Origin of the sequence: Arenimonas sp. (assembly GCF_041919775.1) — a bacterium.
Lineage (GTDB): Bacteria > Pseudomonadota > Gammaproteobacteria > Xanthomonadales > Xanthomonadaceae > Arenimonas.
In genome coordinates this window covers 55,495-67,191 of sequence record NZ_JAYRTE010000015.1, presented here as the reverse complement: position 1 = coordinate 67,191, position 11,697 = coordinate 55,495, and the positions used below count along the sequence as shown (strand labels likewise).

Here is an 11,697-nt window from a genome sequence, read left to right as displayed (position 1 = left end):
GCCTTCAGGCGCGAATCTTCTGGCTTTGTCTTCGACAAAGTAGGGATTCGCGCCTGAAGGCGCTCCTACAGGCGTTCACGAAACCGGCAGGGTGATGGTGGCGACGTAGCGCCCCTCCGCCACCCGCGTTTCCAGCTTCCCGCGCCCCTGGCTCAGCGCCTCGATGCGCTCGCGCGCCGAGGCCAGGCCGACCTGGTGCCCGGCCGCTGGCTTCCGCCCCGCCGGCGGCAGGTCGTTGCTGACCACCACGCGCACCCGGCCACCCTCCTGTACCACGCTCACCTCCAGCCGGCCACCGGTCGGCGAGGGCTCGATGCCGTGGCGAATGGCGTTCTCGACCAGCGGCTGGATCGACAGGGCCGGCACCACCACATCGGGCAGCCGCTCCGGCAGCGTCCAGGTCACCTGCAGCCGGTCGCCGAAGCGCAGGCGCTCGATCTCCAGGTAACGCCGCGCGAGGTCAAGTTCCCCCTCCAGCGGCAGCTCGGCCGGGCCCGACAGCGCCGCGCGGAACAGGTCGGCCAGGTCCAGCAGCAGCTGCTCGGCCTCGCCGGGGCGGGCGTGCACCAGCGCGGCGCCGGTGTTGAGCGTGTTGAACAGGAAGTGGGGTCGGATGCGGGCCTGCAGGGCCTCGAGCTCGGCCTGCTTGGCGCGCAGGGCGTACCGGTACCCGCGCGAATAGTTATCGAAGGCGGCAATTCCGAGCAGGCCGACCGTCAGCGTTATCGCCGACGACTGGGTCGCCAGCGCCCACCAGCTGGCGGAATGGTTCGGTGCCCCCAGCTGCTGCACGATCCACGACACCAGCAGGCCCCACCCGAAGGCCAGCAACAGCGCCACGAAAGCGATCCTCAGCGGGGAGCCGGACTGCACGCGCTCTCGGACCAGGTACAGCGAACCTATCGTCAGTAGCAGCACCCACTGAATCCACAGCGAGGCCAGCCCGAAGTAGATCCAGCGGTCGAACACCAGGCCCGGCGCCATCGCCATCGCCAGCGCCAGTCCCTCGCCGCCGAGCATTACCCAGACCAGCGCACGCGCCTGCCACAGGGCATCGAGCGGGCGGATGTGAGAGGCGGGTAGGGGCATCGGCGCGGCTCGCATGACTGTGCCGCCATGATGCCCGCAATCTCGGACCCTGGTCGGGACCGCCCGGTCGGTGGGGGCGCCCGTTCGTCGGCCGGCCCTTGGTCGACGGCTCGGGTATGGGCTAGGTTCTAGCCTGCTGCTTTCCCTCTGGAGCAAAGATGGGTCGGAACGCCTCCAAGATTCAGTCGCCCACTCGCCCGGCGGCCGGTTTCACGTTGGTCGAGCTGATGGTTGTGGTCGCCGTGTTGGCTGTTGGGCTGGTGCTGGCCGTACCGAGTTTCACGACGCTGACCCGCCGCAACGCGCTGATCTCCGCCTCCAACGAGATCGTCGGCGCCTTGCAGACGGCAAAGGCCGAAGCGATCCGCCGCAACCGGCGCGTGTCGCTCTGCGCCAGCAGCGACGGCGTGGCCTGCAACAGCGCCGACTGGTCGCGAATGATCGTCATCGTCGACGGCTCCGGCGAAGTGGTGTCGGACCTGCGTCCGATTGGCCCCGGCATCACCGGACAGGGCAGCAGCAACGTAGCCGGCACCAGTCGAATCCGCTTCGGCGCCGACGGGCTGGTGCGCATCGGTGCTGCGGCCAACCGCGAGGGCGCGATCTCGCTGTGCTCGGATGACCTGCCCGTCGCGGAGAACACCCGTGACATCCGCGTCAGCGTTAGCCGAATCTGGACGGAAACCCGCGACGGCACGGCTGCGTGCGCGCAGCTGACAGACTGAGGTCAGAATATGCACAACCGGAACGGGAAAAGGAAATTCCAGCTCGGCGCCAGCCTGATTGAGGTGATGGTTGCCATTCTGGTCATGGCTATCGGCATGCTTGGCATTGCCGCACTGCAGGCGGTCAGCCTGCGCAACACCCAGGGTTCCGCCGAGCGCACAAACGCGATCATTCAGAGCTATTCGATGCTCGACACGATGCGTGCGAATCGTGAACAGGCGCGCGCCGGAAACTACGACGAGAACTGGCTCTGCGAGGCGCCCGACGACGCGGGACGCATCAGCGGCGAGATCGGTAACTGGATCGAGCAGATGCAGGCGACCGTGTCGCCGACGGCGTGCGGCCAGATCGATTGCGGTACCGTCGAATGCACGGTCGAGGTTCGCTGGAACGACGAACTCGCCACCGGCGGCGAGGAAGAGTACGTCATCACCACCAAGAGCAGGCTCTGACATGCGAAAGACTTCTGCGAAGCACTCCGGTGCGCGCGCTCAAACGGGCTTCTCGCTGATCGAGCTGATGATCGCGATCCTGCTCGGCTTCTTGGTCGTCGGTGCCGCCGGCGCGCTCTTCATGTCTAACAAACGCACGTACTCCACGACCGAGACGCTGGGCCGTATCCAAGAGGGGGCTAGGGTCTCGTTCGAGCTGATGTCGCGCGATATCCGCGAGGCCGGTGGCAATCCTTGCTCTACCGGTGCGCGCCTCGTCAATCAACTTGAAGATGGCAACGATTCGTGGTGGGCAGGCTATTCCGACGGGCTAAGGGGCTATGGCCCGTCTGATGCGATGAGCGACAGTACGCTTGGCAACGCGGCGGGCAATCGGCGGACCGGCACCGACGCGATCGAGCTCCACAATACGACGGCCGGCAATATCCGGGTTACCGAGCACGACAATCCCAGCGCCGTGGCGCAGGTGTCCAGTTCGACCGGTATAGCCGTGGACGATATCCTGATGATCTGCAACATGAGCTACGCAATGATCTTCCAGGTGACCCAGCTGCCCTCCGGCGATGTCCAGCACAATGGCGCAACAGGCGGCAACTGCAACAACCGGTTCATCATCGAGCGCGCTCCCGACGGTACCTGCCCGAGTGGCACCGTGGAAGGCTATTGCTTTATGGCCGATCCGACTGCGCCCAGTGTCGATTCCACCTGCAAGGCGGGCCACAGCAACACGCCGGCCTTCATTGCCCACCCGCTTTCGGTGCGCTGGTTCGTTCGGGTGAACGAGGACGGGACCAATTCGCTGGTGCGCCAGACGGTTCGCAATCGCACTTCCGATGGCGCCGTGGGCGATGTGCAAACAGACGAGATCGCCCAGGGTATCGAGAATCTCGAGTTCCAGTACCTGCTCGCCGGCGGCACCGATTTCGTACAGGAAGGTGCGGTGAGTGATTGGAAGCAGGTGATCTCAGTGCGCGCGGTAGTGACCGCGCAGGGCACAGGCAGCACGCTGCAGGGCCAGAATATCCAAGGCACCGACGGAAAGAACCTGGAGCGTCGGACCGTGAACATCATAGCGCTGCGCAACCGGGAGGGTTCGTTGTGAGCCGGATCCGTTCGCTGAAGATTCCCACCACGACGCGGCAGCAGGGCATGGCTCTGGTGATCGTGCTGCTGCTACTACTGGTCATCACCCTGATCGGCCTGGCGGCGATGCGCGGCACCGTAATGCAGGAACGCATGAGCGGAAACGCAACGTCCCGGTCCATCGCGTTCCAGGCGGCGGAGGCTGTATTGCGTGAGGCTGAGGCGGACGCAGCCTCGGTTGCTGAATCGGTCATACCCGCGTCGGGCTGTTCGGGCGGTTACTGCGCGATGCCAGTCGACGGTGCCGAGTCGCTGTGGCTGGCCGACAATTTCTGGACCTCGGGTTCGGGGTTCAAGAATGCCGTGTTCGAGATCGACGATGTCGACGACGGCGCGATCCTGCGCTACGTGATCGAGGACATGGGCGAAGGAACGGGCGACGCCGCCGCCGGCGACGAGTGCCCGGGCGGCAACGCCTTCGACATGACCGGGGGCTGCGGTCCCGCGGCCGCCGGCGCCGCCGTGCGCTATTACCGGATCGTCGCGTTCAGCAGGCTTTCGAACGGTTCGGAAGTGATCCTGCAATCCACCTACCAAGTGCCGTGAGGCCGGTGAAGCCATGAAGACCATGAATCAGAGCAACTCCCCCCGCCGCCTGCCGGTCGCCCTCGCGGCGGCGCTGGCCACGCTGCTGGCCTCGCCGGTCTCCACGGTGTTCGCCCAGAGCTTCCCGCAGTACCCGCTGCAGACCGGTGGCGGCGTCGCGGAGCCGAACATCATGTTCATCCTCGACGACTCGGGCTCCATGGCCAACGAGGTGATGGCCAGTCCGGACGTTAGCCAGATTTGCCGCCGACAAGGGCAGAATTGCGCGAGTCCGCGCAACGATATTACCGACTTGAGCTACGTCGGAAATATTGTTCACTACAACCCTTCGACTACCTACAAGCCTTGGTTGACTGCGTCCGGGAGCCAAACCTCGGGGGGCACATCCTTCGATGCAGTTTATGGATCTTTCAACATCGCTGGCCCTGGGTTTGCGAACGGCGAAAGCGACACGGTCGACTTGGGAAACAGTGGTAGTTGCCAAACCTACAGCTACGGCCCGATTGCAGAGGACAATCCCCTTCGGAGCCCTGACACCCAAGTGTGCGGTGGTGTCCAAGTGTTCCATGTTCCGAAAGACCCGACGTCAACGAGCCTCATCTACCTGCGAAATTCGGCAAACTACTACCGCTATGAGTTGCATCGGGTCAATGGAACGCTCTACACGGTTCGGTCCGAGTTGCAAAGCAACGGCGGCTTGGGAGCGTTGATTCCCACGTCCCCGCCGGTGTCAACGACGTACACGGCTTCCACAAACTCCAACAACAATCGCAACTTCACACTTCTGGCCGGTGGAACAATTTCGGTTACGACGAGCGGTGGCACTGGAAATGCGCGGTTGCGTATTTTCAATCCTGCAAACAACTCGGTTTGCAACAGCAATAACAATGGAAATGTGGAGTCCTGCACTGTTACGCCCACTGCTGCTGGAAATTACCGGGTGGAGCTATACAACACGTTTGCCAACGTGAATGTAATCGTAGAGGTTTCAGCGCCGCAGGTCAGGATTGGTTGCGGAACAACGAGCGGATGGGCGTGGGGAAACTGCACACTCGATGCATTGCCTAATGCGTCACGCAACAAGGCAGAAGAGTTTGTCAATTACTCCACATGGTTCTCTTACCACCGCACCGGCATGAAGGCGGCCAAGGCTGGCGCAACTGAAGCATTCAATGATCTCGGGGACAATGTACGAGTTGGCTATCGATCCATCTGGAACCGAAGCAATCTTGCGATTCCGGTCAACGACGGAAATTCCGGTCTGTTCGAAGGCTCGGCCCGGCAGAACTGGTTCAGTAGTCTTCTTGGTGCAAAGGGCGACGGGTACACGCCCCTCCGCGGTGCTCTGCAATCAACAGGTGAGTATTTCAGCGACAACACCAGCGCCAATAACCCATACGGCCCGGAGACAGGTGAAGACATGCTGGCCTGTCGTCAGAACTTCGCCATTCTCACCACCGATGGATACTGGAGAACCGAGCAGGAATACTTCGACGGTGGGGATGTGGGCGACCAGGATGGCACTGCGGGTGTCAACCTTACAAACCCAAAAACCGGTGTGACCGTTAACAGCTACGCTGTCGACCATCCGTTCCGTGACGGATCCACGAACCGGTTGGATACGCTGGCCGACGTCGCGATGAAATATTGGAAGAATGACCTCGTTGACCTCGAGAACTACGTCCCCACTTCGCAGTCTAACCCCGCTTTCTGGCAGCACATGGTTACCTTTGGTATTTCCATTGGGCTGAAGGGAACAGTCGACCAGACATCTGTTGCTCAGGTTATGGATGACGGACGGCCTCGCGTGGGCGGTAATGCCGTCGACTGGCCCAACCCGATGACGACGACTGTGGATGCGCGTCGAATCGACGATCTTCTGCATGCGGCGGTAAATGGCCGCGGGGAGTTCATTGCTGCCACAAATGCCGAGGCGTTTAGCCAAGCCCTAACTAGTGTCTTGGGCAAGATTCAGGCGCGTCTTGCGTCCGGCTCGAACGTCGCGACCAACAGCACGACGTTCCAGGACGATACGCGCATGTATCAGGCCACCTATTACTCGGAGCTCTGGGATGGCGATCTGACGGCGTTTGACGTCACCGCCCTTGGCGGCATTTCCCCAACGGCTGCGTGGAGTGTAAGCGACGAGGCAAAGGATGCGGGCGACGATTTCGTGAACCGTACGATCCTGACTTGGGAAGGCGGCGATGGGGAGTTGTTCCCGACGAGCACCCAAGAAGATGACCTGGCCCGTACCAGTGGTGACGCGCCGATCTCGGGCGCCAACAATGCGCTCTATATCCGGGGGGATCAGACCTGGGAAATGTCGGGAGGCAAGACCAGCGACGGGTTCGTTTTGAGGAACCGGGTCGACTTGATTGGCGACATCATCAATTCTTCGCCGTTCTACGTGAAGGAATCGAACTCGATCTACATCGGTGCCAACGATGGAATGCTTCATGGCATAGATGCGGCGGACGGAGAGGTGCTGTTCTCTTACATCCCTGCGGGTATTAGCATGGCGGAGCTGGCTACGCGCAGCGATCCGAACTACGAGCATCGGTTCTTTGTCGACGGCCCGATTGCGGTGTCCGGTTTCTCGGCTTCTCCTGGCCAGAACATTCTTGTGGGAACTCTCGGAAGAGGTGGAAAGGGTGCCTACGCCCTTGATGTGACTGACCCTGACGATATGGACGAGGATCTGGTCTTGTGGGACCACACGGGTACCACGGATGCGGACATGGGATACGTCCTGGGCGTTCCGCTCGTGCTGAAGGGCAACAATGGTGATGTGCTGGCAATCGTCCCCAACGGGATTGACAGCGAAAACGGTGACTCCGTGCTCTATATTTACAATGCCGAGACCGGAGCCCAGCTCAAGAAGCTTTCAACGGGTGTTACATCGGGCAATGGGCTTTCCTCGCCGCGTGCGGCCGATACGAACAACGACGGCAAAGTCGACTATGTCTACGCCGGCGACCTGCTCGGCAACATCTGGAAGTTCGACGTGACTGACGACGACCCGGCTAACTGGGCCATCGCACACGGCGGCCTGCCGTTGTTCACTGCGACCACCACGGGAGGCGTCGCGCAGCCGATTACCGGTGGGCTGGCCCTTGCCAGGGATGAGGACGATACGATCTGGATTTCGTTCGGTACCGGGCGCCTGATTTCCAACGGGGATCTTGAGGACACTTCGGTTCAGACGATGTACGGCATCACTGACGGTGATGATGTGATTGCCGACCGAGACGAACTTACTGAGCGGCAGATACCTTACTTCGGCACGTCAGCGATCGTTCGGGAGCTCCCTGACGACGAAGTCCCCGAAGATGAGCAGGATGCTGATGAAGACGACATTACTGTCAGTGTGCGGGGCTTCGAATCTTTCTCGGTGCTTCCGAGCGGGTCCAGAGGCTGGGCGGTGGACCTCGATAATCCGTCCGGACTGGGTGAGCGCGTGATCAGTGGTTCGCGCATCTACGGGTCGGCAGTCTGGATTTCGAGTGTTGTCCCGTCCGCCGGTGAAGGTTGCGAGCCGGGTGGTAACGGCTGGCTCAACGCGTTGAATGTATTTACCGGTACGAGCCCCGAGGCATCATCGGGGGGCGGCTCAAGTTCGTTCTTTGATCTTGACGGTGACGGAACAGGTGACGTAGTCGGTACTGGCGACGCGGCAACGGGCGTCGGCTCGGTCAATCTCGGCGTCGGTATGCCAACCGAATCTCGCCAAGTGGACGAGCTTGTGCTGGTTTGCGGTTCGACCGGTTCGTGCGCATCGGTCGAGACGCCGCCGCCGCCGCCGGGTACAGGTGGCGAGCCGGCACGACTCAACTGGCGTGAACTGGTCGAAGGAGACGAGTGACCATGGTGACGATGCGAAAGGCCGCGAAGGGATTCACGCTGATCGAACTGATGGTGACGGTGGCGATCATCGCCATCCTCGGGGCGATCGCCTTCCCGTCGTACCGCAACCACGTGATCAAGACGCGGCGGGCGACGTCCGCCGCGTGCCTGATCGAGCTGTCGCAGTTCATGGAGCGCGAGCGCACGACGCGCCTGGCCTACAACGCGGAGATCGACGCGGTCGAAGACCTGCCGAACACGCAGTGCCGGCAGGACATGGCGGAGTTCTACACGCTGGCGATGCCGGCGATCACCGCGACCAGCTTCACGCTGACGGCGGCCCCGGTCGCCGGCGGGTCCCAGGCCAAGGACAGCAAATGCGGGACGATCGGCATCAACCAGGCCGGCACGAAGACTGAATCGGGCAGCGGCGACGTGTCCGACTGCTGGTAAGCGATGCGCCGACGGCAAAGAAAAAGGGCCTGCGATGCGATCGCAGGCCCTTTCTTCATCTGGCGCCCGAAGTTGGACTCGAACCAACGACCCCCTGATTAACAGTCAAGTGCTCTAACCGGCTGAGCTATTCGGGCGGGGACGGGCATTTTAAACGACCCGCCCCCCGGGTCAAGCCCCGCGGGTTCAGGGCACGTAGGGGCAGGGCGGTGGTTCGGACCTTGAAACCCTTGCGTGGCGGGCTCTTCCGGCGATGTTGACCACGACGCTGCCCAGGTGCACGGCGTGCCTTCGGCTGCAGAAGCGGAGGCTGGCGTTGTTGCCACCGGACATGCCCGAAGCCTGGTAGCGCACCCGGTGCCGACCCACGGTGCCACGGATCGCCACGGGGCCGGCGGCGCGCGATTCCACCCAGAGCACGTCTTCGGGCCGCAGGGGCTGCGGCGCCCGTGAAGGGTCGCGGTAGACCAGCCAGCCTTCGTCCCAGACCAGGTCTGTCCGGCAGCGCTGCCCGTCCGCGCTGGGGCACACGGTCACCGGATGCCCACGGCCGATGGCCGCCATGCGCGCCTGGGCCAGGGCGGCCGTGAGGGCATGGAAGGCCTGCAGTGTCGCCATGCGTTCGCGCAGGTTCGCCAGCGACGGCGCGGCGACCGCCAGCAGAACTGCCGTCACCAGCAGCACCACCAGTAATTCCACCAGGGTGAATCCGCGCTGGCTGGACCGCATCGCCCGGGCTCCCTCAAACCGGGCTTCAGTCTCGGCGGAGCGGGCGCGCCGCCCCATCCGCCAAAGCCTGAACCGCGGGTCGGCCAGCCCGGCGGCCGGACGTAGGCAGGCCGCTATACTGCTCGTTTGACCCCGCGAGGACGTGCCCCCGTGTCCGAACGATTCGAACTGATCGCGCCCTACCAGCCCGCCGGCGAGCAGCCGCAGGCGATCAAGCGCCTGATCGAGGGCTTCGAGGCCGGCCTGGCGCACCAGACCCTGCTGGGCGTCACCGGCTCGGGCAAGACCTACACCATCGCCAACGTCGTCGAGTCGGTGCAGAAGCCGACCCTGGTGCTGGCCCCGAACAAGACCCTGGCGGCCCAGCTCTACGGCGAGTTCAAGAGCTTCTTCCCGCACAACGCGGTCGAATATTTCGTCAGCTACTACGACTACTACCAGCCCGAGGCCTACATCCCGTCCACCGACACCTTCATTGAGAAGGACAGCAACATCAACGAGCACATCGAGCAGATGCGCCTGTCGGCGACCAAGGCCCTGCTCGAGCGCCGCGATGCGATCGTGGTGGCCAGCGTCTCGGCCATCTACGGCCTGGGCGATCCGAACGAGTACTTCCGGATGGTGCTGCACCTGGTGAAGGGCGACCGCATCGACCAGCGCGAGCTGATCCGCCGCCTGACCGAGATGCAGTACAGCCGCAACGAAACCGAACTGGTGCGCGGCGCCTTCCGCGTGCGCGGCGAGGTGATCGACGTGCATCCGGCGGAATCGGAAATCGAAGCCCTGCGCATCGAGCTCTTCGACGGCGAGATCGAAAACCTGGCGATGTTCGATCCGCTCACCGGCCACATCAGCCGCAAGCTGCAGCGCTTCACCCTGTACCCGAAGTCGCACTACGTCACCACGCGGCGCACCGTGCTCGAGGCGATCGAGACGATCAAGGCCGAATTCACCGAGCGCATGGACCAGCTGTACAAGGCCAACAAGCTGGTCGAAGCCCAGCGCCTGCAGCAGCGCACGATGTACGACCTGGAGATGATGGCCGAGGTCGGTTTCTGCTCCGGCATCGAGAACTACAGCCGCCATCTCACCGGCCAGATGCCCGGCGAGCCGCCGCCCTGCCTGTTCGACTACCTGCCGCCGGACGCGCTGCTGGTGGTCGACGAATCGCACGTGACCATTCCCCAGCTGGGCGCCATGTACAAGGGCGACCGCTCGCGCAAGGAAACCCTGGTCGAGTTCGGTTTCCGTCTGCCGTCGGCCCTGGACAACCGGCCGCTGAAGTTCGAGGAATGGGAGCGCCGTTCGCCGCGCGCGATCTTCGTCTCGGCCACGCCGGGCAAGTACGAAATGGAGAAGTCGGGCGACCAGGTGGTCGAACTGGTGGTGCGCCCGACCGGCCTCATCGACCCCGAGGTCGAGGTGCGCCCGGTCGCCACCCAGGTGGACGACGTGCTGTCGGAAATCCACCAGCGGGTGAAGCTGGGCGACCGCGTGCTGATCACCACGCTGACCAAGAAGATGGCCGAGAACCTCACCGACTACCTGGCCGAACACGACGTCAAGGTGCGCTACCTGCACAGCGACGTGGACACGGTCGAGCGCGTCGAGATCATCCGCGACCTGCGCCTGGGCGTGTTCGACGTGCTGGTCGGCATCAACCTGCTGCGCGAGGGCCTGGACATGCCCGAGGTGTCGCTGGTGGCGATCCTGGACGCCGACAAGGAAGGCTTCCTGCGCTCCACCGGTTCGCTGATCCAGACCATCGGCCGCGCCGCCCGCAACCTGCGCGGCAAGGCCATCCTCTACGCCGACCGCATCACCAATTCGATGAAGGCGGCGATGGACGAAACCGACCGCCGCCGCCAGAAGCAGGTCGAGTACAACGAGGCCCACGGCATCACCCCGAAATCGGTCGTACGCGCCGTCATGGACGTGATGGAAGGCGCCCGCTCCGAGCCCGAGGACAGCCGGGGCCGGGGCCGCAAGGTCGCCGAGGGCGAGGCCGATTATTCGACCCTCGACCCGGCCCGCCTGGCGGCCCGGCTCAAGCAGCTGGAGGCGAAGATGCACCAGCACGCCCGCGACCTCGAATTCGAGGAAGCCGCCCGGGTCCGCGACGAGATCCACCGCCTGCGCGAGCAGGGCCTGATGGCCTGACCGCCCTGCCTTGCATTACTTCTGGCAGGGGGGTAGAAGAGGGGCAGGGACGGGTGGGGACCCGTCCGGAGACAGCCAATGTCCACCTTGGGGATTCGTGGCCTGCTGGCCGGGGTATTCGTGCTTTCGCTGGGCCTGCTGACGGGAGCAAGCCACGGCGCCACCGGTCTTGCCGTGTCGGGGGAGGCCTGGGGCGACTACGCGGCCGGCCCGAGCCTGCTGGACCGCGCCCAGGCAAAAGCCTGCGAATGGAGCCAGGGCCTGTCCGGCCGCAGCGACCGCCTCTCCGCCGACCAGCGCCAGCGCGAATGCGCGCGGCGCCACGGCCTGGCCGACTGAAAGACCGCCGCTGGCAATCCGCCATTGCCGGACCCAGGGTCGCTTGTTATACTTCGCGGCCCTCGTGGGCGGTTAGCTCAGCGGTAGAGCACTACCTTGACATGGTAGGGGTCACAGGTTCGAACCCTGTACCGCCCACCATCCCTTCCGGGATGGACAACACGGGAATCGAAGCCGCCTCCGGGCGGCTTCCGCGTTTCCGGGGTCCGCCCGT

At 63.7% G+C, this 11,697-nt stretch carries 10 protein-coding genes and 2 tRNA genes; 9 read left to right on the top strand and 3 right to left on the bottom strand.

Annotated features, from left to right (window positions below; all coding sequences use genetic code 11):
• Positions 1-75 precede the first annotated feature (75 nt).
• The gene (locus tag ACE3TE_RS09760; RefSeq protein WP_374604462.1) at positions 76-1,089 is read right to left on the bottom strand and encodes a sensor histidine kinase; all 1,014 of its coding nucleotides are present in this window, start codon (positions 1,087-1,089) and stop codon (positions 76-78) included.
• A 158-nt stretch (positions 1,090-1,247) separates the two neighbouring features.
• On the opposite strand from ACE3TE_RS09760, the gene ACE3TE_RS09755 reads away from it, so the two are divergent.
• From ACE3TE_RS09755 to ACE3TE_RS09730, 6 genes are read left to right on the top strand one after another with little or no spacing between them, the layout of a single operon-like run.
• Positions 1,248-1,814 carry a GspH/FimT family pseudopilin gene (locus tag ACE3TE_RS09755; RefSeq protein WP_374604460.1) on the top strand — a complete coding sequence of 189 codons (567 nt, stop codon included), beginning with the start codon at positions 1,248-1,250 and terminating at the stop codon, positions 1,812-1,814.
• A gap of 9 nt (positions 1,815-1,823) precedes the next feature.
• Positions 1,824-2,267 (top strand): type IV pilus modification protein PilV, encoded by a 444-nt coding sequence (gene pilV, locus ACE3TE_RS09750; RefSeq protein WP_374604458.1) that lies wholly within the window; start codon positions 1,824-1,826, stop codon positions 2,265-2,267.
• A 1-nt stretch (position 2,268) separates the two neighbouring features.
• Positions 2,269-3,369, top strand: a complete 1,101-nt coding sequence (locus ACE3TE_RS09745; protein ID WP_374604456.1) for a prepilin-type N-terminal cleavage/methylation domain-containing protein — start codon at positions 2,269-2,271, stop codon at positions 3,367-3,369.
• Positions 3,366-3,956: a PilX N-terminal domain-containing pilus assembly protein gene (locus ACE3TE_RS09740; RefSeq protein WP_374604454.1), complete on the top strand. Its 591-nt coding sequence runs from the start codon at positions 3,366-3,368 to the stop codon at positions 3,954-3,956. The genes ACE3TE_RS09745 and ACE3TE_RS09740 overlap by 4 nt, the downstream gene beginning before the upstream one ends.
• A 13-nt stretch (positions 3,957-3,969) precedes the next feature.
• The gene (locus ACE3TE_RS09735) at positions 3,970-7,821 is read left to right on the top strand and encodes a PilC/PilY family type IV pilus protein (protein ID WP_374604452.1); all 3,852 of its coding nucleotides are present in this window, start codon (positions 3,970-3,972) and stop codon (positions 7,819-7,821) included.
• A gap of 2 nt (positions 7,822-7,823) precedes the next feature.
• Complete coding sequence (locus ACE3TE_RS09730; RefSeq protein ID WP_374604450.1) at positions 7,824-8,255, top strand: type IV pilin protein; 432 nt, start codon at positions 7,824-7,826, stop codon at positions 8,253-8,255.
• A gap of 60 nt (positions 8,256-8,315) precedes the next feature.
• On the opposite strand, the gene ACE3TE_RS09725 is transcribed toward ACE3TE_RS09730, so the two are convergent.
• Positions 8,316-8,392: transfer RNA gene (locus tag ACE3TE_RS09725), tRNA-Asn, on the bottom strand.
• A 49-nt stretch (positions 8,393-8,441) separates the two neighbouring features.
• A complete protein-coding gene (locus ACE3TE_RS09720; RefSeq protein ID WP_374604448.1) occupies positions 8,442-8,984 on the bottom strand; it encodes a GspH/FimT family protein in 543 nt (180 codons plus the stop codon).
• A 150-nt stretch (positions 8,985-9,134) separates the two neighbouring features.
• Here ACE3TE_RS09720 and uvrB point away from each other — a divergent pair, with 150 nt between their 5' ends.
• From uvrB to ACE3TE_RS09705, 3 genes are all read left to right on the top strand, one after another.
• Complete coding sequence (gene uvrB / locus ACE3TE_RS09715) at positions 9,135-11,144, top strand: excinuclease ABC subunit UvrB (protein WP_374604446.1); 2,010 nt, start codon at positions 9,135-9,137, stop codon at positions 11,142-11,144.
• Positions 11,145-11,222: 78 nt separating this feature from the next.
• Positions 11,223-11,483, top strand: a complete 261-nt coding sequence (locus tag ACE3TE_RS09710; RefSeq protein ID WP_374604445.1) for a hypothetical protein — start codon at positions 11,223-11,225, stop codon at positions 11,481-11,483.
• Positions 11,484-11,549: 66 nt separating this feature from the next.
• A tRNA-Val gene (locus tag ACE3TE_RS09705) sits at positions 11,550-11,624 on the top strand.
• Positions 11,625-11,697 lie beyond the last annotated feature (73 nt).

Excerpts from the sequence above, each read along its gene's own strand:
- pilV (WP_374604458.1), top strand. The coding sequence starts at position 1,824 with ATGCACAACCGGAACGGGAAAAGGAAATTCCAGCTCGGCGCCAGCCTG.
- ACE3TE_RS09760 (WP_374604462.1), bottom strand. The coding sequence starts at position 1,089 with ATGCCCCTACCCGCCTCTCACATCCGCCCGCTCGATGCCCTGTGGCAG.
- ACE3TE_RS09745 (WP_374604456.1), top strand. The coding sequence starts at position 2,269 with ATGCGAAAGACTTCTGCGAAGCACTCCGGTGCGCGCGCTCAAACGGGC.
- ACE3TE_RS09710 (WP_374604445.1), top strand. The coding sequence starts at position 11,223 with ATGTCCACCTTGGGGATTCGTGGCCTGCTGGCCGGGGTATTCGTGCTT.
- ACE3TE_RS09755 (WP_374604460.1), top strand. The coding sequence starts at position 1,248 with ATGGGTCGGAACGCCTCCAAGATTCAGTCGCCCACTCGCCCGGCGGCC.
- ACE3TE_RS09720 (WP_374604448.1), bottom strand. The coding sequence starts at position 8,984 with ATGCGGTCCAGCCAGCGCGGATTCACCCTGGTGGAATTACTGGTGGTG.
- ACE3TE_RS09730 (WP_374604450.1), top strand. The coding sequence starts at position 7,824 with ATGGTGACGATGCGAAAGGCCGCGAAGGGATTCACGCTGATCGAACTG.
- ACE3TE_RS09735 (WP_374604452.1), top strand. The coding sequence starts at position 3,970 with ATGAAGACCATGAATCAGAGCAACTCCCCCCGCCGCCTGCCGGTCGCC.